This is a genomic window from Cellvibrio sp. UBA7661, assembly GCA_002483365.1.
Lineage (GTDB): Bacteria > Pseudomonadota > Gammaproteobacteria > Pseudomonadales > Cellvibrionaceae > Cellvibrio.
Window position 1 is genome coordinate 107,391 of the sequence record DLHT01000011.1, and the last position, 24,001, is coordinate 131,391.

General features: G+C 45.2%; 19 protein-coding genes. 12 read left to right on the plus strand and 7 right to left on the minus strand.

Translation table 11 applies throughout. The features are described from left to right. The first annotated feature begins 37 nt into the window (after positions 1 to 37). The 3 genes from B2739_RS09225 to B2739_RS09235 all read left to right on the plus strand — a co-directional run bounded on the left by B2739_RS09225 (position 38) and on the right by B2739_RS09235 (position 6,208). Positions 38 to 2,458 carry a glycoside hydrolase family 127 protein gene (locus B2739_RS09225; protein WP_331345573.1) on the plus strand — a complete coding sequence of 807 codons (2,421 nt, stop codon included), beginning with the start codon at positions 38 to 40 and terminating at the stop codon, positions 2,456 to 2,458. 678 nt (positions 2,459 to 3,136) lie between these two features. Continuing rightward, positions 3,137 to 5,494 (plus strand): LamG-like jellyroll fold domain-containing protein, encoded by a 2,358-nt coding sequence (locus tag B2739_RS09230; protein WP_331345574.1) that lies wholly within the window; start codon positions 3,137 to 3,139, stop codon positions 5,492 to 5,494. Positions 5,495 to 5,608: 114 nt separating this feature from the next. Continuing rightward, on the plus strand, positions 5,609 to 6,208 hold the full coding sequence (locus B2739_RS09235) for a PEP-CTERM sorting domain-containing protein (protein ID WP_331345575.1): 600 nt from the start codon (positions 5,609 to 5,611) through the stop codon (positions 6,206 to 6,208). Between the two features lie 140 nt (positions 6,209 to 6,348). Here the strand turns inward: B2739_RS09235 and B2739_RS09240 are convergent, their stop codons facing one another. Both B2739_RS09240 and B2739_RS09245 read right to left on the minus strand, forming a co-directional pair. Then, entirely contained in the window at positions 6,349 to 6,615 is a 267-nt protein-coding gene (locus B2739_RS09240; RefSeq protein WP_331345576.1) for a hypothetical protein, read from the minus strand. 206 nt (positions 6,616 to 6,821) lie between these two features. Continuing rightward, positions 6,822 to 7,871 carry an arabinan endo-1,5-alpha-L-arabinosidase gene (locus B2739_RS09245; RefSeq protein WP_331345577.1) on the minus strand — a complete coding sequence of 350 codons (1,050 nt, stop codon included), beginning with the start codon at positions 7,869 to 7,871 and terminating at the stop codon, positions 6,822 to 6,824. Positions 7,872 to 7,996: 125 nt separating this feature from the next. On the opposite strand from B2739_RS09245, the gene B2739_RS09250 reads away from it, so the two are divergent. Both B2739_RS09250 and B2739_RS09255 read left to right on the plus strand, forming a co-directional pair. Continuing rightward, on the plus strand, positions 7,997 to 9,058 hold the full coding sequence (locus B2739_RS09250) for a glycoside hydrolase family 43 protein (protein ID WP_331345578.1): 1,062 nt from the start codon (positions 7,997 to 7,999) through the stop codon (positions 9,056 to 9,058). Between the two features lie 43 nt (positions 9,059 to 9,101). After that, entirely contained in the window at positions 9,102 to 10,166 is a 1,065-nt protein-coding gene (locus tag B2739_RS09255; RefSeq protein WP_331345579.1) for an aldose epimerase family protein, read from the plus strand. A 108-nt stretch (positions 10,167 to 10,274) separates the two neighbouring features. On the opposite strand, the gene B2739_RS09260 is transcribed toward B2739_RS09255, so the two are convergent. Both B2739_RS09260 and B2739_RS09265 read right to left on the minus strand, forming a co-directional pair. After that, a complete protein-coding gene (locus tag B2739_RS09260) occupies positions 10,275 to 10,568 on the minus strand; it encodes a type II toxin-antitoxin system RelE/ParE family toxin (RefSeq protein ID WP_331345580.1) in 294 nt (97 codons plus the stop codon). Continuing rightward, complete coding sequence (locus tag B2739_RS09265; protein ID WP_331345581.1) at positions 10,569 to 10,808, minus strand: type II toxin-antitoxin system ParD family antitoxin; 240 nt, start codon at positions 10,806 to 10,808, stop codon at positions 10,569 to 10,571. Positions 10,809 to 11,031: 223 nt separating this feature from the next. Here B2739_RS09265 and B2739_RS09270 point away from each other — a divergent pair, with 223 nt between their 5' ends. From B2739_RS09270 to B2739_RS09280, 3 genes are all read left to right on the plus strand, one after another. Continuing rightward, positions 11,032 to 12,396: a family 43 glycosylhydrolase gene (locus B2739_RS09270; protein WP_331345582.1), complete on the plus strand. Its 1,365-nt coding sequence runs from the start codon at positions 11,032 to 11,034 to the stop codon at positions 12,394 to 12,396. 120 nt (positions 12,397 to 12,516) lie between these two features. Beyond that, positions 12,517 to 14,463 (plus strand): glycoside hydrolase family 97 protein, encoded by a 1,947-nt coding sequence (locus B2739_RS09275; protein WP_331345583.1) that lies wholly within the window; start codon positions 12,517 to 12,519, stop codon positions 14,461 to 14,463. 143 nt (positions 14,464 to 14,606) lie between these two features. Next, the gene (locus B2739_RS09280) at positions 14,607 to 16,517 is read left to right on the plus strand and encodes a family 43 glycosylhydrolase (protein ID WP_331345584.1); all 1,911 of its coding nucleotides are present in this window, start codon (positions 14,607 to 14,609) and stop codon (positions 16,515 to 16,517) included. A gap of 131 nt (positions 16,518 to 16,648) precedes the next feature. On the opposite strand, the gene B2739_RS09285 is transcribed toward B2739_RS09280, so the two are convergent. After that, complete coding sequence (locus B2739_RS09285) at positions 16,649 to 17,359, minus strand: FadR/GntR family transcriptional regulator (protein WP_049629219.1); 711 nt, start codon at positions 17,357 to 17,359, stop codon at positions 16,649 to 16,651. Between the two features lie 306 nt (positions 17,360 to 17,665). Here B2739_RS09285 and B2739_RS09290 point away from each other — a divergent pair, with 306 nt between their 5' ends. Next, on the plus strand, positions 17,666 to 18,415 hold the full coding sequence (locus B2739_RS09290) for a SapC family protein (RefSeq protein ID WP_331345585.1): 750 nt from the start codon (positions 17,666 to 17,668) through the stop codon (positions 18,413 to 18,415). A 126-nt stretch (positions 18,416 to 18,541) separates the two neighbouring features. Here B2739_RS09290 and B2739_RS09295 read toward each other — a convergent pair whose 3' ends face one another. Further along, entirely contained in the window at positions 18,542 to 18,859 is a 318-nt protein-coding gene (locus B2739_RS09295) for an HPF/RaiA family ribosome-associated protein (protein ID WP_414633223.1), read from the minus strand. 310 nt (positions 18,860 to 19,169) lie between these two features. Between B2739_RS09295 and B2739_RS09300 the strand changes: the two genes are divergently transcribed. Further along, the gene (locus B2739_RS09300) at positions 19,170 to 20,081 is read left to right on the plus strand and encodes a TIGR01777 family oxidoreductase (protein WP_331345586.1); all 912 of its coding nucleotides are present in this window, start codon (positions 19,170 to 19,172) and stop codon (positions 20,079 to 20,081) included. Between the two features lie 152 nt (positions 20,082 to 20,233). Then, a complete protein-coding gene (locus tag B2739_RS09305; protein ID WP_331345587.1) occupies positions 20,234 to 20,716 on the plus strand; it encodes an Hsp20 family protein in 483 nt (160 codons plus the stop codon). 66 nt (positions 20,717 to 20,782) lie between these two features. Here the strand turns inward: B2739_RS09305 and B2739_RS09310 are convergent, their stop codons facing one another. Next, positions 20,783 to 21,787, minus strand: a complete 1,005-nt coding sequence (locus B2739_RS09310; RefSeq protein WP_331345588.1) for a GlxA family transcriptional regulator — start codon at positions 21,785 to 21,787, stop codon at positions 20,783 to 20,785. A gap of 131 nt (positions 21,788 to 21,918) precedes the next feature. Between B2739_RS09310 and B2739_RS09315 the strand changes: the two genes are divergently transcribed. Further along, positions 21,919 to 23,826 (plus strand): beta-ketoacyl synthase, encoded by a 1,908-nt coding sequence (locus B2739_RS09315; protein WP_331345589.1) that lies wholly within the window; start codon positions 21,919 to 21,921, stop codon positions 23,824 to 23,826. Positions 23,827 to 24,001: the final 175 nt, after the last annotated feature.

Consider the following 24,001-nt stretch of genomic DNA (forward strand, 5'->3'; position numbering starts at 1 on the left):
TTGCATTTCATAAGCCGATAAAAATAGAAAGGTAAACATGATGAAACAATGGGTTGTTTTGCTGATCTTGTTGGGCGGTGTGACTAAAAGCTACGCCCTTGAATTTGTTCCCCTGCGCGATGTGCAATTGTTGGATGGCCCCTTCCTGCAAGCGCAAAACACCAATAAAGAGTACGTCATGGCATTGGATGCCGAGAAGCTGCTTGCGCCGTTTCGGCGTGAGGCCGGGTTGCCGTATAAAGAAACTTATGGCAATTGGGAATCCACCGGGTTGGATGGCCATATGGGCGGCCATTATGTCTCTGCGCTGGCATTGTTATATGCATCCACTAAAGACCCTGCAGTGAAAAAGCGTTTGGATTATGTGATTGCTGAATTAAAAAAATGCCAGGATAAATTGGGCACTGGTTATATTGGTGGTATTCCTGACAGCAAAAAAATGTGGGAGGAGATCGCCAAAGGTGATATCCGCGCCGATAATTTTTCCACCAATGAGCGCTGGGTGCCTTGGTATAACATTCACAAAATGTATGCTGGCCTGCGCGATGCTTATTGGTATGCAGGGAGTAAAGATGCAAAAAACATGTTGGTGAAACTCTCCGATTGGACAATTGCACTGACTAACAATTTATCGCCTGAGCAAATGCAAACTATGCTGCGTACCGAGCACGGCGGCATGAATGAAATTTTTGTAGATGTAGCAGACATCACCGGCGATAAAAAATACCTGAAACTGGCGGAAGCCTTTTCCCATCAGGCAATTTTACAGCCTTTGGAAAAACAACAAGACCAGTTGACTGGCTTGCATGCTAATACCCAGATTCCCAAGGTAATTGGTTTTAAACGCTACGCAGATGCAACAAACAATGCGGACTGGAATCGTGCTGCAGAATTTTTTTGGCAAACAGTAATTGATAAACGTACAGTAGCGATTGGTGGTAACAGTGTGAAAGAGCACTTCCACAACACTGCCGATTTCGCGCCTATGGTGCATGAAGTAGAAGGGCCGGAAACCTGCAATACCTACAACATGCTTAAACTGACAGAGTTGTTGTACTTGTCTTCTGGTGATGCTTCGGGAAAAAAATCGTCTGCTGGACAATCTGCGCTGCAATTGACTGTGCCTCAAACCAAATATGTGGATTACTACGAGCGCGCACTCTATAACCATATTTTGGGTTCGCAAAATCCGCGCACCGGTGGTTTTGTCTATTTCACGCCTATGCGCCCCAATCATTACCGTGTTTATTCGCAGGTGCACGACGGCATGTGGTGTTGTGTAGGCTCAGGTTTGGAAAGTCACTCCAAATACGCGGAATTTATTTATGCGCGCGATAAAAAATCCAAACAAACGCCCGAAATATTTATCAACTTATTTATTGCATCGCGCATGGAATGGAAAGAGCAAGGTATCAAGCTAACACAAAATACCTTATTTCCCGATGCAGAAACTACATCGATAGTCATTGATAAAGCGGCGCGTTTCCGTTTGCAATTACGTTACCCTGGGTGGGTAAAAGCAGGCGCGCTTGGTTTGCGTGTCAATGGTAAAAAGATTGATGTAACCCAACAGCCGGGCGACTTTATTGCGCTTGAACGCCGTTGGAAAAAAGGCGATAAAGTGGAGCTGACCCTGCCCATGCATACCGCGCTGGAAAAAATGCCCGATGGCTCAAATTACTATGCAATCTTGCATGGCCCAATAGTGCTGGCTGCAAAAACCCAGCCTTTTGCAAATGAAACGCTCAATTATTTTAGCGATGACTCGCGCATGGGGCATATCGCACACGGGCAAATGTGCCCACTTGAAGCTGCACCATTTTTATTGGGTAATTCACAGGATTTTATCCAGAAATTAAAACCTGTCGCGGGCAAGCCATTAACCTTTGATGCCACAGGGCTAATTAATGGCAAGCAAATGTCACATATTGAATTGATCCCGTTTTTCCGCTTGCATGAATCCCGCTACAGTATTTATTGGCCTTACACAAACGCGAATGATCTGGAACTGGCTCGCGCAAAAGCGGCGGCCGATGAACAGGCGCGGTTACTATTGCAGGCAAAAACAATTGACCAGGTTGCACCGGGTGAGCAACAACCGGAATCAGATCATTTCTATAAAGGCGAGCAAAGTGAGGCTGGGCTACATAATGGCCGCCATTGGCGTCACAGCCGTGCCTGGTTTAGTTATGAGTTGAATGATAAAAAGCAGGAGGCAAAAACGCTTCAGATCACCTACGCAGGCATTGATTCCGGCCGCCGTTTTGACATTTATTTAAATGATGTAGTGATTGCCAACGTAGAATCTACAGGCAATGCACAAGCATTTTTCATGGTGGATTATGCCATTCCGGGTGATTTGGTAAAAAAATCCAAGGGCAAATACACACTCAAATTTGTTGCCTCGCCCGGCTCTATTGCGGGTGGTATTTATGGTGTCAGATTGCTGCGTGAATAATCATTAATAAAGATGGCAGCATGCGCTGCCATCACTTTACTGTTCAAGGCGTATTAAGCTCGTGCTGTTGAAGTAAGGTTTCATATGCAGTTTGTTTTTTAATTGCTGTGAGTGCTTCTTCGTAACGTTTTATGTATATGTCGCCGGTTTTTTTTGAAAACACGGTGTAAACCTCAATAGGTTCGTCTGCAATGGGAAAGATGGTAATTTTTTTGCCAGCATCAACACCGCATCAATTCTGTTGGTTTCCGGCATGGGCAATACGTGAGCTAGTGGGTAGAAGCGTGTAAAGCTGCTTACAGGTAAGAGATAGGTGGATCCGGCGTCAAATACCACATTATGTTTTTTTTAACCCTAGTGCCAAAAATGGCATCCGTCAAAACTACCGCTGCCGGGCTGGCACTGCCTGGCTGAAGTAGGCTTCTAACAGCGCCTTCGTCTAATTATTATAAATTATAAGATAATAATAAATTATGATTGAGTGTTGAATTGAGTCGTGACACACTAACCCGGCTATAAAAATAATGTTTTTATGCCGCTACAACCTGTTTCACCTCAATTTTTGTCCGCAAATTGTTTTTGCCTGTCGATGATCCATTCACTGGGTGAGTGATTTATTGCCTGCGTATATTTAATTGTCAGACATAACTCAATAATCATAAGTAGGAGTAGAGAGAGATGAGTATCAAACGATCTGCATTGCGGTGGTTGGCTGCCCCCTTGGCTGCGTTGGCACTGGGCGTACAAGCTTTGAATACCCAAGCCCAAATATTGGCACCAACCGTACCCGGTTTTATCAATGCATCTGTACATGACCCTTCGGTGATCAAGGTAGGCAGCGAATACTATGTATTTGGTTCGCATTTAGCCGCAGCCAAGTCACCGGATTTGCTCAAGTGGTATTCGATTGCCGACGGCGTGAGCGAGACGAATCCGCTGTTCAATAACGTACTTACTGAATTAGCGGAAACCTTTTCCTGGGCGCAAAGCAATACGCTCTGGGCGGCCGATGTAATCCAACTAGCCGATGGCAAATTCTATATGTATTACAACGCCTGCAAAGGCGATTCACCTCGCTCTGCGCTTGGTGTTGCGGTGGCCGATAAAGTAGATGGACCTTACGTTAATAAAGGCATCATTTTGAAATCGGGCATGTGGGGATTAGCGAGTGAAGACGGTACGGTTTACGACGCGCGTAAACATCCGAACGCGGTTGATCCGGATACTTTTTATGATGCAACCGGAAAGTTGTGGATGATGTACGGCTCCTATTCCGGCGGCATTTTTATTCTGCAATTGAATCCGGAAACCGGTATGCCATTACCAGGGCAGGGCTACGGCAAACATTTGCTCGGTGGCAATCACAGCCGTATTGAAGGCGCGTATGTTTTGTATAGTCCGCAAACATCCTATTACTACATGTTCACGTCTTTTGGTGGTTTGGATGCAGTCGGTGGATACAACATCCGCGTGGCGCGCTCATTGAACCCCGATGGCCCTTATCTGGATGCGCAAGGCAATGACATGGCCAACGTAAAATCCAATGCTGCCTTGCCTATTTTTGATGATGCTTCCATCTCACCCTACGGTGTGAAATTAATGGGCAATTTTTTGTTTGAACGCAAGTTGGGTGAAACTGGTACCGGAATCGGGATGGGTTATGTATCGCCAGGCCACAATTCTGCGTATTACGATGCGGCAAGCGGAAAGCATTTTATTATTTTCCATTCACGTTTCCCCGAGCGTGGTGAAGCGCATGAAATCCGCGTGCACCAATTGCTGATGAATGCCGATGGCTGGCTGTTGGTTGCGCCTTATCGCTACGCAAATGAAACGCTGGCCAGTGTGCGCCGCGATTTTATTCCCGGTGATTTTCTGTTGGTCAATCATGGTAAAGATATTTCATCTGCAATTAAAAAATCGCAACTGGTTAGCTTGAATTCATCAGGCGCTATTACCGGTGCCGCAACCGGCAGTTGGGCATTGGTTGGCGATAATCATATTGAAATTAATCTGGATGGCGCGCCCACCTATAAAGGGGTATTGCTTAATCAATGGGACGAAACCGCCAAAACCTATACGCTGACATTTACAGCGCTTTCCAATCAAGGCGTTGCTATTTTTGGCAGCAAGCTAGCTAAAAAAACCGATGCACAAATAGTGGCGGCGATCAAAACAGAATTAAGTTTGGGCGATACGTCTGCGGTGACTTCCAACTTAACTTTGCCCGTGGAAGCTGCCCGCAATGCAACTATCAGTTGGAGTTCATCCAACACTGCCGTTGTCAGTGCTACAGGCATAGTGAAACGCCCCGCGAATGGCTCGGGTGATGCGCTGGTAACCTTGGTTGCCACTATCAAAAAAGGCACTGCGACCACTACGAAAAGTTTTACCGTTGTTGTGCGTGAAGAAAGTGCCAGTGGTTTGATTGCCCACTATGCATTTGATAATAATTTGAATGATTCCACCGGTGTGTTGACGGCGGGAACTGTCAGCGGCAATTTGATTGACGCTGCAGGCGGAAGTATTAGTTACACCAGTGGTGTTGCAGGTGACGCAGCTGTATTTAATGGCAGCAGTGGTATTCGCTTACCGAACGGAATTATCACTAAAAATACATATACCGTATCGCTTTGGTTAAACCCGGATCAACTCACCGCATTCTCCACCACATTTTTTGGAGCCCGCGATGGCAATTCCTGGGTGAGTTTATTGCCCATGGGGCACGATTGGGTCAATGGGCATTCTATGTTGTGGTCAGGTACCGCTTGGTATGACGCAGGGTTAGGAATGAACATTCCGGTAGGCCAATGGAGCCATGTGGCATTTGCCGTAAATAATGGCGCAGTGAATGTCTACGTCAATGGCGTAAAAAAATTCAGCGGTGTGAATTTCCCTAATGTATTTACCACAAATACTGGTGTGTTCTCGCTGGGCGTTAATTGGTGGGATGTTCCCTACAAAGGGTTGATGGATGAGTTGCGCATTTATGAAACCGCGTTGACCGATACTCAGGTACAAGCGTTGGCTCAGTAATCGCAAAATTAAATATCACCTTAATGGACACTTCCTAATGGAAGTGTCCTGAGTAATGTATCTGGTTTAATTTATTTTGGTTTAACTTATCGTGGCTAATTAATGGAGTCAGTAATGAAAAAAATAATTGCAGGTTTTTGTCTATCTTTATTTGCCAGTTTTTCTTCGGCAACAGTGATTAATTTTGATGACTTATCGGGCGATCCTTATGAATCGCTAAGCGATGGATATCAGGGATTTAATTGGTTGACCTTGGCAAGTATTAATAAAAATGATTATCCCGATACCGGTTATGCTGCAGGAACGGTATCGGGAAATAATGCCGCGTTTAATCAATACGCGGCTGATGTCAGCATTAGCCTGTCTTCTGCTGGAACATTTGATTTTATTGGTGCGTTTTTTACCGCAGCCTGGATTGGCGATTATTTCCATGAAATCAGTTTTGAAGGCTTTTTAGATGGCGTATCTATTTATTCGCTGGATTCAGCTATCGCATTGGCCAATGATTCTCCGCTGTGGATTCAGTTGGATTGGGCAGGTATAGACCAGCTGAATATTTACAGCAATCTCGCCGGTTGGGATCAGTGGGTGATGGATGACTTTACCGTCGCTATCAACAGTACAAGCGTGCCAGAGCCATCCGCTTTGGTGCTCGTGTTAATGGGCGTGTTAGGTATAAGTGCATTGCGTTATCACCGCGCTACAAAAAAGTAACATTAATCATCCGCTGTGAATAATGTAAATCGCTAAAAAAAATCTAAAACCAAGACAAGAAAAATAAAAATTTTAATAAAAAAGCCGATATCGGAGTTATTCGATATCGGCTTTTTTGATAATAGATTGGTTTTATGTCTTCAACCGCGCTGCTGTTGTTGCCGCGCAATAAGATCCGCAATAGGGTCAACGGAATTTAATTTTGCATCAATTACATCCGCTTGCGCGCGGGTTTGGTGGAGCAATGAAATAAGCAAGCGCACTTCATCGTACATTTCGCCGTGTGTTTCGTTGCCTAAGCGCCTGCCCATTTCTTGCGCCAGTCGCATTAATTCAGCCAGTTCGTGCGCGGTTTCACCTTGCTCTTCACGTAATACATTGTCACGTAACACATCATTTCTGGACATTACATACCTCCGTTAAAAACCACATTCCCTTCAAGGGGATTACTATGCCTTGTTACAGCCTAGCGTCATTGTGTGTTTAAAACAAAGAGTTAATGCTCATAAAATTAACTGCTTATGATCAAAAAGTTATGAAAAATAAAGACGCATTTTTTTGTGATGTACTGCACTTATTCCTTTAAATGCATTTTTTAACATCGATTAGCGGATTATTTTAGTCGTTTACTTTTGTAACTCTCTAATTCGCTTTCATTGACTAGCGGCCAGTCTTCTTTATCCCAGTGGATATTCAGGATTTTTAATTTCTGCAAATAGTTATCAGCGGTTTCATAGGCGTGCAGTACCAAATAGTCTTTTCCATCCCATTGGTAGGCGCTGTTATGACCAAGGCCAACCCATTTTTTATTGCCTTTGATCAACAGGCTGCCACCGCCATCATTCATATCTTTTCCAGCGCGATCCAAATAGGGGCCGGTTACGTTTTTAGAGCGGCCAACCACCACGTGATAGGTTGAGCCTGCGCCCTTGCAGCACAATCCCCATGAGGCGAATAAATAAAAGTACTCACCTTTTTTCATAATAAAGGGCGCTTCAATTTCGCCTGGCCCTGCGTTGCTGTTGATGTCGGCGGGTACTTGATCGCGCCGTGCAATACTGTGCCATTCTTGTGGTTCTGCCGGACGGGTCAAATCATTATTGAGTTTGAAAATTTTCAAGCCGCTCCAGAACGAGCCAAAACTCATCCATGCAGTACCTTGTTCATCCACAATCACAGCGGCATCAATTGCATTCCACATGTCGCGGTTAGGCACAGATTGGATCACTATGCCTTTATCTTCCCAGCGATAATCCGGTGATGCCGGATTCAAGGTTTTATTCACCGTCACGCCTATTGCCGAGGTGTTTTTGCCAAAAGCAGAAACCGAGTAATACAAATAAAACTGGTTGTTGTGGTGGATGATATCCGGTGCCCATAAATGGCCGTTAAAACCCGGCGCGACCGATTTTGCCCAGGTGGGCTCAGTGGCAAATGCGCGATCCGAGAAGGTCCAGTTAACCCGGTCTTTGGAGCTGTAGATGGTGATACCGGGGCCAGTACTAAACAGGTACCAGTTATCGCCCTCCCGTGCCATCACAGGGTCATGCACATCGACTTGTTTGGCGCTGGTAATAGAAGCCGTCAGTAGTAAAGCAGTTGCACAGAGGAATCTGGCCAGATGTCGGGTTAAGTTGAAACGGGTAGAGTGGGTTGGTCGCATAAATCTCTCTCTATTGGTTTAATTTTTTGAATATGTAATATAATATTAATCTTTAAAGAATAATAGTTAACGAGCGTTAAGTCTGCTGGCAGATATTCTGTGCGGCTTACCTGTGAGGGGGTTTTATGAAGTATGCGTTGAGTTTTGCCGTCCTGCTAATAGCTGGAGTTCTGGCATCTTGTACTGATTCAAGCAAAAAAGAGGAAGATGGGCTGCAGGGTACAAAAGTATCGGGCGAATCTGCAGTATCGGATGTTCCGGTAGCACTTATCCCGCAGCGAGCGGATCCTTTTATCCATCGCACACCGCAAGGCCATTACTACTTTATTGCTACTGCGCCTGAATTTGACCGCATCGACATGCGCAGCGCTGATTCACTCGCGGGGCTCAGCAGCGCAGAGGCAAAAACGGTGTGGCGTAAACATGCCAGTGGTGCAATGGGAGCCAACATTTGGGCACCGGAATTACATTATTTTGATAACACCTGGTACATCTATTTTGCTGCGGGCGATGCTGAGCAGCCTTGGTTAATCCGCATGTATGTGCTTGCCAATCACAATGCTGATCCAATGCAAGGTGAATGGGAGGAGTTAGGGCGGGTCAATACCGCGCGCGATTCTTTTGCGCTGGATGCAACCAGTTTTGAACACAACGGCCAACGTTATTTGGTGTGGGCACAAAAAGATCCGGAGGAAAAATTAAACTCGGCTTTGTATATCGCGACGTTACTATCGCCTACACAAGTCGGAGAGATAGAAACCGAAATTTCCCGTCCGGAATTGGATTGGGAAATTCAGGGTTACAAAGTTAATGAAGGCGCTGCGGTGATTGTCCGCAACGGCAAAATTTTTATCAGCTATTCCGCGAGTGCAACTGATCACCGCTATGCAATGGGTTTGCTTTGGGCCGATGCCGATGCTGATCTGCTCAATCCCAATTCATGGCACAAGCTGCCGCAGCCGGTATTTAGTACCAATGCGCATCTGAATCGTTACGGCCCCGGGCACAACAGTTTTACTGTGGCTGATGATGGTCAAACTGACATTATGGTATATCATGCGCGCGACTATCTGGAGCTACAGGGCACTCCGCTCACTGATCCTAACCGCCATACCTATATTCGTCGCCTTAACTGGACAAGCGAAGGTCTTCCGGATTTTGGGCAAGATAAAGCGGATTCGGAGTAATTCCATTAACGATCAAAATGAAAAAACCGAGAGTCTATTTCTAATGACAAGCACTACGGCAATTAGCCAAAAAATTTTTGGCACTACACCTGCAGGCGAAACAGTCACTGAATTTACCCTGACCAATAAACAAGGCAGCAGCGTAAAAATAATCACCTTGGGCGGCATCATCACCGAGTGGCATATGCGCGATAAAAGCGGCGCACTTGCGGATGTCGTGTTGGGTTTTGATACCCTCGAACCCTATTTGGATGTTGGCCCTTATTTTGGTGCGCTTATTGGCCGTGTTGGTAACCGTATCGCCAATGCACAATTCACACTGGATGGCACAACCTATCTACTGGGCGCAAATAATGGCAGCAATAATTTGCACGGCGGCCCAATCGGTTTCGATAAAAAAGTATGGAGCGCAACGGCAACAGATTATGAAAATGGCCCCGTTTTGACATTGCGTTTACTGAGTGAAGACGGCGACCAAGGCTTTCCTGGTAACCTCAATGTGACTGTGACTTATCAGTTCACGCATAATGATGAAATCATCGTGGATTATTTCGCCACTACCGATAAAGCGACTCCGGTGAATTTAACCCAACATACCTACTTCAACCTGGCGGGCAAGGGCGATATTTTAAATCACCAGATGCAAATTTTTGCCGACCACATTAATGCCGTAAACGACATTCAAATTCCCGTTGGCGAACCTATGCCGGTTGCCGATTCACCATTTGATTTTCGCAGCCCACGTGCCATTGGTGAATGTATTAATGCCGATCATGAACAAATCAAAAATGGCTTTGGTTACGACCACAATTTTTTGATTAATCAAAAAACCTACAAAGAATTAACACTCGCTGCGCGCGTTGAAGAAGCAACGTCTGGTCGCGTACTGGAAGTGTTCACTGAAGAACCCGGTGTTCAATTTTATTCCGGCAATTTTTTGGATGGTTCATTAACTGGCAAAGGTATTACCTATCAAAAACGCACCGGTTTTTGTTTGGAGCCACAACATGCGCCAGACTCTATTAACCAACCGCAATTTCCGTCGATAGTGTTGCGCCCCGGTGAGCAATATAAAACGCGGACGATTTTTAAATTGTCGGTTAAATAATTGTTTGTGTAGGTTGTAGTAAAAAAACGCCCTGTGCTTGAAAGTGCAGGGCGTTTTTTATTGGTGGGGTTTTAATCGTTACTGCCTTGGTTGACGTCATCCAGTCCACTAAAGCTGCTGCCCAACATCCATACCTTTGTGCAAAATCCTTACGATAAAAATGCTGCCTGCAAGACTGTATTTGTAAAAAACAACATGACTACCCACCGGGAATTTTTTATAGCCAATACGGATATATTCACACTCAGTGCCAATGTGGGCATTTTCAGCGAGCAACCTGAATGCATCGTCGAGTTGTTTCAGATATAAATTTCGTTGCGTTATGCCCCAGCGTTTTTCTGTGAATTGTGCGATTGAACGTAAATCGGATTTGGCTTCCTTACTCAGTTGAAATAATTCCATTTAGTTTTTTTGCTCATCCAGTTCGTTTAGGAAATCGCTGTAGTTGTATTCAGCTACGCCGCTTTCTTCACCTTGGATAAGCATTTGTCGCAATGCCTGGAGTTTATTTTCAGAGTCCTCTAGTAAACGAAGACCTGCTCGAACTACTTCACTGGCTGAGCCATAGCGGCCAGACTCTAACTGTGAGCTTATAAAACTATCGAAATGTTCACCTAGCGTAATACTGGTATTTTTTGCCATACGAACCTCTGAAATACTGAATTATGGTATTTGTTGGTATCGTATGAGCTATTTTGAGTAAAAATCAAGCTGTTTGATATTGCACAAGCCTCTATCCCCCCCTATGTAAAGACATCCATTACCACCTTGGCTTCCCTGGTTTTTCTCGGTAAACTCAATTTGTCTTATAATATTAAGACAATAATAATCAACCCCTGCTAACAATAACGAACAGGTGACTACTATGTACAAGCGTTTTCTGGCCGGGCTCGGCCTTTTGCTCTGCAGTTTTACCGCCTCGGCGATTACCCTTTCCGGCCTTATCAATTCCCATGATCCGGGCACCATTACTAAAGATGGCAATACCTATTTTCATTTCACCACCGGAACTGGCATTTGGTATTCCACATCGACCAATCTGACTAGCTGGACGGGCGGACCAAGCCCGGTGTTTAGCACTTACCCTGCGTGGATTTCTAACAAAATCCCGGGTTTTAGCGGTTCGTTTTGGGCACCGGATGTGATCCACATGAATGGCTATTACTACCTCTATTACTCGGTATCTACGTTTGGAACTTCAGTGTCGGCAATCGGTGTTGCGCGCTCCGCATCGCTTACGTCACCTGGCTGGCAAGATTTGGGCATAGTGGTGGAGTCGTTTGGCGGTAGTTCTGAAATTAATGCCATTGACCCTGCGCTTTACCGCGATCACAACGGCAAGGTGTATATGAGCTACGGTTCATTTTTTGGCGGAATTGGTATCGCTGAAATTAATCAATCCACCGGAAAATTAAATGGCAGTGTGACCAAAATTTACGGCGGCAATCACGCTGATATCGAAGCGCCTTACATTTCACGCAATGGCGATTACTACTATTTGTTTATCAATCGAGGCGCTTGCTGCAAGGGTGCAAGCAGTACTTATTACGTGCAGGTTGCGCGCTCCACATCTATTTATGGTCCTTATACCGATGTGCGCACACTGCTGCCCAATACCGATGGCAAATATAAAGGCCCGGGACATATTGGCGTGCTGAAGCAAGACGGTTGTAATTATGTATCCACTCACTATTACGATTTGAATGACAGCGGCAATGCAAAACTCGATATTTTAAAAATGACTTACAGCAACGGTTGGCCAACATTGACGCGCAGTTTTTCGGTGGCGAGTTGTGGTGGTGTGAGTGATGGTTTGTATCGCCTTACTGCGCGTCATAGCAATAAGGATTTAATGCCCGCAGCAAAATCCAATTCAAATGGTGCAATGATCCAACAAGAAACCTGGAATTCATATCGCGCACAACAGTGGTATGTGATTAACCAAGGCACTGGTTATTACAGTTTGATCAACGCCGCGAGTTTGAAAAGTCTGGATGTGTACAACAACTCTACTGCAGCCGGCACAAATATCGCGCAGTGGGATTATTGGGGTGGGGCAGGGCAAAAATGGAGCCTGACAAGCAGTAGTGGTTATTACACCATTAAATCACAGCTGAGTAATTTGCCGTTGGATGTGTTGAATTTGAGCACCGCAAACGGAGCACAAATTATTCAATGGAATGCAACCGGTGCAACCAACCAACAATTCAGTTTAACGCGCTTGAAATAAATCTGCATTGAAAACATAACGCGGCTTCTGATGTTAAACCCTGTTTCTTTACAGGGTTCTATCTCGGAAGTTGCTTTGCTCTTTTAATCCGCGACAAAAAAATACAGAAGGAGAAAATTTATGAAAAAAATAGGCAGTTATTTTGTTATGTTGGGCTTGTGTGCGCTAGCCGGGTGCAGCAAGCCCGTGCCTGAATTGCTGACCAGCCCTGATCAACAATTGCAGGTTAACGTATTTGTCACTGAACAAAATACGCTTGCCTATTCCGTTGAGCGTGCAGCACAGCCGGTTGTTCTTGAATCGGATCTGGGTTTGCAATTGACGACTGCCGATTTTACCCAAGGAGTGATAATAGAATCACGCTCACCGATTACATCGGTTGCAGATGATTACCGGTTGCGCGTTGGTAAAAAAAGCAGCATTACTTATCGTGCTAACGAACAACATTTTGTTGTTAAAAATCAACAGCAGCAAACATTGACCGTCAGTTTTCGCGTATCTAATGACGGTGTTGCGTTCCGTTATACGGTGACTGATCCGGCGGCTGCACAATTACAATTGGTAAAAGAAATAACTAGCTTTCAATTTGCACCCACAACAAAAGCCTGGTTGCAGCCTATGTCAGTGGCGCAGACCGGATGGAGCAATACTAATCCCTCCTATGAAGAAACCTATCAAAATGATCTTGCTGTAGGCACTGCGGCAAGCCTTGGGCAAGGCTGGGTGTTTCCAGCGTTATTGAATATCGGCGAGCATTGGTTGGCGATTTCAGAAAGTGGTATGGATGGCAGTTGGCACGGTTCCCATTTGCAATTGGGTGCAGCAACCGGTGAATACCAGATTGCGCCGCCGCAACCAGCAGAAGTATTTATTTCAGCATCCGGAGAAAAAGGCGCGCTGCTTGCGAATGCAACGACTAGCCTGCAATCACCTTGGCGCATTATTGCGATAGGTTCGCTCGCACAGTTAATGGAGTCAACACTGGGTACTGATCTTGCCCATCCTGCAATTGCGATGGATGAACAATTTATCAAGCCTGGCCACTCTTCCTGGAGTTGGGCAATTTTAAAAGATGATTTCACCACCTTTGATGTGCAGAAAAAATTTATTGATTACGCTGCGGATATGCAGTGGGATTACACTTTGATTGATGCCGATTGGGATAAAAAAATCGGCTATGAACAATTAAAAGAATTGGTTGACTACGCTGCGCAAAAAAACATTGGCATCTTGGTTTGGTACAACTCATCGGGCGATTGGAATCAAACACCTTATAGCCCAAAAAGCCACTTAATCACACACGAGCAACGCATTGCAGAATTTTCTCGCTTACAAAAAATGGGTGTAAAGGGTGTGAAAATTGATTTTTTTGGTGGCGATGGGCAATCATTCATTCAGTATTACATTGATATTTTACAAGACGCTGCTTCACACCAGTTGCTGGTAAATTTTCATGGTGCGACTTTACCTCGCGGTTGGCAGCGCACTTATCCCAACTTAATGACGATGGAGTCCATCAAGGGTTTTGAATTCACCACGTTTACGCAAGAGAATCAGGATACTGCGCCTCCGCATATCGTAACGTCACTATTTGCACGCAACCTGTTTGATCCTATGGATTACACGCCCATGGCATTTGGCGATATTCCGAATATCAAACGCGTGACCGAAAATTCATTTGAATTGGCCGAAGCAGTATTAATGATTTCAGGTATACAACACTTTGCGGAAATTCCCGAAGGTATGGCGACAGCTCCGGATTACGTAAAAGACTTCCTGCGTGAATTGCCACGCGAGTGGGACGATGTAAAGTTTGTGGATGGCTACCCCGGGAAATATGCAGTGATCGCACGTAAAGCGGGTGATACCTGGTATATCGCCGGTATTAATGCCGAGGCAGAAAGTAAAACGCTGACATTGGATTTGGGTTTTGTTGGTGACAAAAAGGGGCTTTTAATTGGTAGTGGTGAAACAGAACGCAGTTTTGAACAACAAGAAATCCATAGCAAAGCACCATCCACAATTACCCTGCGGTCTAAGGCCGGTTTTGTGATGGTATTGAAGTAAATTTTGCCGCTCGCTCCCAAGCTCCGCTTGGGAGTACATCTCCCAAAGTAAAATTGATATTGGTCAGGCATATACGCTGCCAAGTAGAGCGTGGGAATAAGACAGAATTAAAAATAGATGTAACCTGTGAGAGAGATATTACAATGAAAAAATTATTAACCGGCGTGTTGCTATCCATTATCGTATTTGGTTGCACAAGCAAAGAACCCGGCATGTCGCCTGATAAAACTGCAGCAGATCCCAATACGTTTACCAATCCTATTTATCCCAATGGTGCTGATCCCTGGCTTGAGTATTTTCAAGGCAATTATTATCTAACCACTACCACCTGGACATCGCAATTAGTGATGCGAAAGTCGCCAACCTTGGCTGGTTTGGCAAGTGCAACCCCCATTCATATTTGGTCAGAAAGTGAATTGGAGCGCTGCTGTAATTTCTGGGCGTTTGAATTCCATCGGTTAAAAACGGAAAAGGGTTATCGTTGGTATGTGATGTACACATCAGGTATCGCAGAAAATTTAGATCGCCAACATTTGAGTGTGATTGAAAGCGAAGGCGATGATCCGCTTGGGCCTTATACTTATAAAGGTTCGCCCATGCCTGATAGCTGGAATATCGATGGCAATTATTTAGAACACAACGGACAACTTTATTTATTGTGGTCTGAGTGGGTAAAAGACGAACAATCTATTTTCATTGCGAAGATGCTAAACCCATGGACAATTACGGGTGATAGAGTCCTGATTTCCAGACCGGAACACGAATGGGAAAAGTCCGGCATGAAAGTGAATGAAGGGCCAGAAATTCTCAAGCGCAATGGCCGTACATTTATGGTGTATTCGGCAAGTTTTTGTAATACACCAGATTACAAACTGGGTTTAATTGAACTGGCTGGCGATCCATTAAAACCCGAGTCATGGAAAAAATCACCCGAACCGGTATTCAGTAAAGCCAATGGTGTTTATGGGCCAGGGCACAATGGTTTCTTTAAATCGCCCGACGGTACTGAAGACTGGTTGATTTACCACGGCAATGCGAGCGAAAAAGAAGGTTGCAGTTCAACCCGCTCACTGCGCGCACAAAAATTTACCTGGAATGAGGATGGTACCCCACATTTTGGTGAGCCAGTTGCCGCAGGAAAACCGGTCGTTTCCCCGGCTGGTGAAAATGGCCCATTGGTAACACAAGTTCAGGGCACGCAGGTGCAGTTAGTTAGCAAAGCGAATCATCAATGTGTGGCAGTTGATGCAGATGGAAAAGTGGCACCAGCCGATTGTAATAATGAATCCTCCAGCAGCTGGGTGCTGGATTACACCACTAATGGCCATTATCGTCTGGTCAACAAAGATGGAAAATTTTTGGGGCAGGAGAGTGCACATTGCTCTGCAGGCAACGCTGCCAACAAAACGGCGGATTTAACTATTGCGCCATGGCATAACCAATTGTGCCAGCAATGGAAGTTGGTGCCGCATGATCAAGGTTGGCTTGGGTTGGTGAATGCCCAAACCCAACAGCCATTGCAATTTTCCGACTGCACTGAGCCTGCGCCTGTGAGTGAGAAAAAATCTGTTGACGATGTGCCGCAATTTATTGAGCAAAAACCGGCATGCGCTTTATGGCGTATACAGCCATTACAAGAAGTTGCCATCACCAGTGTGCAAAGCGGTAAAGCAATCAGTTTCACTGGCGAGACAAAAGCAGGCGTTAATATTGAGCAGGATGAATGGAAAAACCGTGCAAGCCAGCGTTGGGTATTTGTGCATACTGAAAATGGTTTTTATCACATACGCTCTACCGCTAGCGATAACATGTGTTTAAGCGTGGCTCATAAATCGATTGTACCGGGTGCGAATATAGAACTGGCTGCTTGTGGCGATAATCATACCCAATGGCAAGTGGACTTTTTAATGGATGGAACAGTTAAGTTTGCAAATCGTAAGAGTAATCTGGTTATCGATTTAGCGCATTGTGGTGTTGCGAATCACACCAATTTTGCACAAGGGCAATGGTTGAATTCCAACTGCCAGCGTTTCCAGATTAAACCTGTCCAATAGTTATGCTTAGCTGCCGGTTTTGACTGGCAGCTAAGAATATTGTTTATTTTCTGTAGTAGATAAAATTTTTTCTGGATAAAAAACGGCAGCCAAGTGGCTGCCGTTTTGTTTTTGCTGGTGACAGGAAAAGCTTATTTTTCCGCAGCGATTGCCTCTTCAATAAAATTCAATGCTTCATCGATCAGGGCCAGCATTGCTTGGCGTGCCCGCTCGGGATTGCGGTTTTTGATTGCATTAAATACTTTGGAGTGGTCTTCAACTACGCCTTCATGGTTCCCTTTAATCGGGTTGGTATGACTGATGCTCACTCGCAACGCGGTGGAAATGAAATCGCGCAAACGGATATAAAAACGGTTGTTGCTGGCATACAGAATACTAACGTGGAAAGCGATGTCTGCTTCCAGATCTTCTTTGCTATTGCCTTCGGCTTTACGCATGCCCTCAAGCGCGCTTTCAATGGCAGCGAGTTTTGCGTCATCAGCATAGCGAGCAGCGAGAGCCGCTGCTTCAGGTTCGATCGCAATACGCACCTGCAAGAATTCTTTCAGTACATGTAATGATGGCTTACTTTCCAATACCCAGCGTAACAAGTCAGGGTCAAAAATATTCCACTGGTCTTCAGGTTGGATGCGAATGCCTTGGCGCGGTTTACTGGTAATTAATCCTTTGGCGGATAACATCTTTACTGCTTCGCGCACCGCGCTGCGGCTAACACCGAACTTATCGCACAGTTCTGCTTCTGTTGGCAGGCTGTCATCAATAAATTCACCACAGATAATTGTGCGTCCCAGCTCTTGTACCATGCGCTGTGAAAGATTGAAGTTGCGATCGAGGATTGCCATTGGTGTGATTGCTCTATTGACCGAAAATATGACATCAGATTAACGATTTATTGTTAATAATACAATCTGATGGTTGTACAAAAATTACTCATTAAGGGCTGTGGCAATCAGGTCTGGTTGGTTGAATGCTGATCTTGTTTTTCCTTATTGGTCGCTATATCGCACCTTATTCTGATGAGCTTTCCCGCTGCTAATTCTTATGGCAGGTGCCCTTGAAAGTGCTACCATGCGCCCCTATTTTTAGCGTTCTTAATCGTTTCTATTGTGTTCAACCTTGGTCCGACAAAATAAATAGAGGTATAGCCTGTGGCAAAACAACTCATGATTTATGACAACATTCAACCTTTGTCATCAGATACCCATCGTAACTGGTCGGTACAAGTTGAAGATTACTCATTTGTTTCCCATTTGATCTCCGCGCCGGTATTAGCGACAGAGATACCATTCGCGTCTGGCGAGTTTCCAATCGTCTTCTCTGCAACTTCAAATGAAGGTGAATACATTCCTTTGGCCATTATGGGGCTTAAGGATGGCGAGAACTTGATGCTGAATGAAAAATCCCAATTCGTTACCCGTTATATTCCTGCATTTATCCGCCGTTACCCTTTTGTGTTGGGTGGTGATAAAGCAAATGACACTATGGCGCTTTGCATCGACGCCGACAGCAAGGCCATTGTGAAGGATGGCAGCAAAGGTCGTCGTTTATTTGAAGAGAATGGTGATCAATCGTCACACCTCAAAGAGGTTGTTGAATTTTTGAAGGACTACCAATACCGCGCTGAAATGACCAAGGTCTTTTGCAAGCGTCTGCATGAACTGGATTTGCTTGAGCCAATGCAGGCCAACATTACTTTCAAAGGCCGCGAAGATGCAAACATGAACCTGACCGGCTTTTTTGTGGTCAAGCGTGAAAAGCTGAAAGCGCTCAGCGATGCAGATGCGCTGGATCTGTTCAAGAAAGATGGCTTGGAATTGATTTACAGCCACATACAATCCCTGTCAAATTTGAATCATTTGATTGGCAAAAAATCAGAAAAATTGGGCATTACCCAATAATATGTTTTGAATAGTTGTGATTATTGATTACAGAAAACCGGAGTCAGAAATGACTCCGGTTTTTTCTTTTCAGGACAATGAAAATAGTTGGTTAATCCAACAATTTAAAATTCAGCGATGTATTTGCTAGCGGGTGCTACGTTGACGAGCAGCGAGTTGTTTGACTTTACGCTCCGCACTTGAGAAAGCATCACGTACGGCCACGTGTATGGATTCATCGTTTTGGGTGATCGCAACGGGGTGTCCCACAATGTCCAATTCAATAGAAGCCCGATATTGTTTGCCTTTGTGTTTGTGGTGATGCGGGGTGTCCAGAACAACGCGGCTATGGACTATCTGGTCGGTGTAGCGGCTGAGCTTTTCAAGCTTTTTGGTAATGATGTCGTTCAGTGCAGCAGAAGAATCCAAATCACGATATACAACGTCGACAGCAGGTTTCATCATAAAGCTCCTTAACGTTTATGTTAGCGGGCCGGGATGTCTTGCCGGGCTTTGCAAAACCCCTCGCCCTATTAACTATATTGATTATCCCTTGGTAAATATCAAGTTTTTGACGGGGGTTATTAATAATATTTTGATCTCTGGATATATCTTTATGGCATTACTGGGCATAACGATGTGAATCCGGGAAATAATGTTTCATTCTTGATCGGTTTTTGTAAGCAAACAGTAAATATGCACAAGAAAGAACCATTTAGCATATGAAAGATTTTTCGGATTATTGACGGCGAATGACTACTGTTGGGGTGTGAAGATGAATGTGGCGGAAAATGTATTAATCACAGGCGGCTCAGGATTTATAGGTCGTCATCTCAGTTCATTTTTGTCCGAGCATGGCTACTGCGTTTGGGTGTTGACGCGGAACCCAGAAAAGACCCGAAAGGTATTAGGCAAAACAGTGCATATCCTGGGTTCATTGGATGAGGCGCTGGACGTCCGTTTTTCAGCGGTTATCAATTTTGCCGGCGAGTCGCTTGCTTCCAGACGTTGGAGTGAGTCGTCCAAAAGAGCTTTTCGAGAAAGTCGAATTACCTTTACCGAGCGGTTGTACCAGTTTTTTGAGCGTACCGGGAGCTTTCCTGATGTGTTGCTAAATGCAAGTGCAGTTGGTTTTTATGGTAATTGTTACGATCAATTGATTGATGAAACTGCAAGAGAGGGTGGTGATTTCGCCGCACAATTGTGTGCTGATTGGGAATTGGCCGCAAAGCAATTTGAAAGGCATAGTGTAAGAGTGTGTTACGTGCGTTTGGGTGTGGTACTGGAGAGCGATGGCGGTGCGCTCAAACAAATGTTGCCCGCATTCCGTTTGGGGGTTGGTGGGCGTTTAGGGGCGGGGCAGCATTACATGCCTTGGATTCATCGGCAGGATGTGTTGCGCTTATTTCTTTTTTTGCTCCGCAACGACCGCGCTTTTGGTGCAGTTAATGCAGTAGCACCAGAGGCAGTAAATAATATTCAGTTCACCAAGGCACTGGCTGACTGTCTGCGCCGCCCAGCGTTGTTACCTATGCCAGAATTTGTGCTGCGCTTATTGTTCGGTGAAATGGCGGATGCTTTGTTGTTGTCGAGCCAGCGAGCTACGCCAGCTGCCGCGCTGTCATTCGGTTTTGAGTTTGATTTTCCACAGCTTCATCAAGCATTTTCTGCGATTTTAAAAAAATAATGCGGATGTCCTCTTGCAATATTGTTTAGTGACCCTACTTAGTTATTGTGATTGCTCGAATGAGGATCACAACTCTTTTCAGAAATTTAATTAATGGCTTGATCGAATAGATAAGTCGCTTACTTTGTATTGCTCACTTTGAGGATATTGATATGCGTAATTTTGATTTCACTCCCCTTTATCGTTCTGCAATCGGTTTTGACCGCATGGCAAATTTGTTAGATAACTTGTCCCGTGCGGAACAAAATCAACCCAGCTATCCCCCTTACAATATTGAATTGACTGGCGAGGATAAATATCGAATTACTATGGCTGTAGCAGGCTTTGATCAATCGGAATTAACGATAGAAGTTAATCAAAACCATTTGACTGTTTCTGCCAACAAAGCTTCTGATGAGCAACAACGTACTTATCTGCATCAGGGAATTGCTGCACGTAGTTTTGAACGGCGTTTCCAGCTGGCTGACCATGTTCAGGTGAAGTCGGCTAATTATGAAAATGGATTGTTGCATATTGATCTGCAGCGAGTTATTCCTGAATCTATGAAGCCGCGCACCATTCCAATTGGAGTGCAAGCAACCGAGAAATTGACCGTTGTGCCTTCAAGTGTGCCTTCAAGTGTTGATGCAGCGTAATATTAATGCCTTATTGATATGTAGGTAGATGATTAAAAAAGCCCTGGTATTTATGCCGGGGCTTTTTTATGTCCGGAATAATTTTGCCCTGACAGTTTCCCGGTAGGCATTGGGTGTAATCGCTAGTTTTCTTTTGAATAAAGTTGAGAAATAAGCGGTATCTTGGTATCCGATTTTATCAGCAATTTCATTGATTGAGAGGTTGCTGGTTTTTAATAAATCTTTTGCGATGTTGATACGAATTTCCTGTAAATAATCCAGCGGTGTTTTTCCTAATGCATTTTTAAATCGCCGGTTGAATGTTCGCACGCTCATGCCGAACCGTTCGGCAATCGGCGGAAATACAATGTCACGAAAATAATTATCCTGCAGCCAGATTTGTATTTGCGTAATCTCCTCGTCAGGATGGGCATTTTCTCCCGCCTCAAAAAAGCCACTGCTTTCATACGCTTTTCGAATTTCGTGCGAGAAGTGTCGTTCAACATGGCTGGCAATTGTTTTGCCAAAAAAGCGCTGAATGAAATGAACAGTTAAATCTGCAAGTGAATTGACACTAGCTGCGCAGTAAAGGTTGCCGGCCTGGGTGATAAAATATTGTCGTTTTAATTGTACCTGCGGGTAATCTTTTTGGAATTGATCAAAGTAATGCCAGTGTGTAGTCGCTGCTTTGTTGTCCAGCAATCCTGCCTCTGCCAGGAAGCAACAGCCTGTCCCTACCGCGCTGATAATTGCGCCGTTTTGGTACTGTTCCTGTAGCCATCGCAGGGTTTCGTTATGTTGTTGAACGATGGGGCGGGGGTTGCGCCAGAGCCCTGGTATGTAAATAAGGTCGCTGGCGGGACGCTCGCCAATAGATTGATCCGGTTGCCAACGAATGCCTGTGCGGGTGCTAATCGGGTCACCAGTCAAGGTTATGGTCTTGATGTTCAGATGCCGTCTTTGGTCAATCGGTAGCATTGTATAAACAGCGCTTTCTGCTGCGAGCAACATTTCCATGGGGAGCGTGCTGCTGGTGGCGAGCATTCGCTCGCACAGCAAAAAATGAATGCGAATCTCGGGGTTGGTGTTCATGGGTTCATGCTCTTGGGGGAATCCTGATTTGGCTAATTTACCATGTAAAATGACCATTTTGACCGAGACACGGTAAAGGTTTGCACATACACTTTCCGTCACATTGTGTTGTTGTCACTTCGGAGCTAGTTATGTCTCTTGCGCGCCTGCCAATTATTGTGGGATTCGGTGGATTTAATGCGGCTGGCCGCAGTTCGGGTCACCATGCTTATCGCCGTATGGTGATTGAAAGTTTGCCCGAACTTGATCGTCAGGAAACCTTGGCGGGTTTGGCGGTCATGATGGGTTTGGTGGTATTTGTTGATGATACTTATCGTGACTTGGAAGGAAATGTTCTCAGTCTTGGTGAAATCGAGGTTCGTTTCGGTGCCCAGGTTCTCGATGGCACTCTCATCCGCCGAATTGATAAAAGCTTTTTTGACGTGGATGCTGCCCATTGGCAAAAATCGGCTACCTTAGGGGCGGGCGACTCTCCCCTCGTGTTTGAAATGCGTAAACGCGACCTGCCAGAGCCGGTGCCTTCTGATTGGCAGCTGGAGGAAATCGAAGGGGATCGTGTGCGTGTGATTGCTCCCTCTGGTTTGGAGGTCAAGTTTGATAGTTATCGCGATCTGCCGGTGAAGTCGGCAGGGCAGCTGCCGCACGGGTTTAATCCCGGTTCACTCTATAATTCTCATTACCATCCACGTGCGTTGCAATTGGCTGTTATTGGTGCGTCCGATGCAATCCAATCGACAGGTTTGGATTGGCAGCAAGTGATGGATTCGGTTAGGCCTGATCAGGTTGGGGTCTATGCGAGTAACGTGATGAGCCAGATGGATGACAATGGATTTGGTGGATTGCTTCAATCCCGATTGAAAGGCTCCCGCGTGAGTGCAAAGCAGTGTCCGCTAGGGCTCAATACTATGCCTGCTGACTTCGTAAATGCCTATATTCTTGGCAGTGTAGGGCAAACAGGTGCAATCACCGGTGCTTGTGCATCCTTTTTATACAACTTGCAAGCGGCGGCTGATGATATTGCATCGGGCAAGTGTCGCGTGGCTGTGGTCGGATGTGCGGAAGCGCCTATTGTTGCAGAAATTATTGATGGCTACGCCACAATGGGGGCTCTGGCGAGCGAAGAGAAATTGCGTAAGCTGGATGGGGTTGAGGAGGCTGATCCTCGTCGCACTAGTCGTCCGTTTGGTGAAAATGCCGGTTTTACGATGGCTGAGGCTAGCCAATACGTTGTATTGATGGATGATGCTTTGGTTATCGAGCTAGGTGCTGATGCTCATGGTGCAGTAGGTGATGTTTTTATCAATGCTGATGGTTTCAAAAAGTCCATTTCGGCACCAGGACCTGGTAACTACATCACTATGGCCAAGGCTGTTGCATCGGCTCGGGCAATCTTGGGCGAAGAGTCGGTTCGTTTTCGCTCGATGATTCAGGCTCATGGCTCCAGCACACCTCAGAATCGGGTAACCGAGTCACAAATATTTGATCGGATTGCGCGGGTTTTCAATATCACTGATTGGCCTGTTGCTGCGGTCAAAGCATATGTTGGGCACTCGCTTTCGGCAGCCAGTGGCGAACAGTTGATCGTGAGCTTAGGGATCTTCAAGTACGGAATAATTCCAGGTATTAAAACAATCGATAAAGTGGCGAATGATGTTTTTGCTGAGCGGCTACAAATATCTATCCGCGACCAATCCTGCAAACAGCCGTTAGATGTTGCATTCCTTAACTCCAAAGGGTTTGGTGGAAATAATGCAACTGCAAGTGTGTTTGCGCCGCATGTGGTTGAGTCGATGTTGAAGCGTCGTTACGGGGCTGTTGCTTATACCAATTATGATGAGAAGCGGAAAGATGTTCGAGCTCGGGCGATGGCTTATGATCGGGCTGCGTTGCAAGGTAATTTTTCTACCATCTATCATTTTGGCGAAAGATTAATAGATGAGAGTCTGATTAAGGTAGATTGCGAAAGTGTCGATTTGCCTGGGTTTGCACAGGGGGTGGATCTTGTGTTTGTCAACCGTTATTCAGACATGTGCAATTAACTGCGTAGATTAGTGTGGCAATAACAGCCCCACCTTCTTTTCAGTAGTTGGGGCTATAGTTGGGTTTAAGAGTTTTCTAACTATACAAAGTGTTATCTTTCCCTTAGAATACCGCGCCTTTCGCATAGCTAATTATGCGACTCATAATTTTTTAACCTGAAAGTCGATTTTCTAA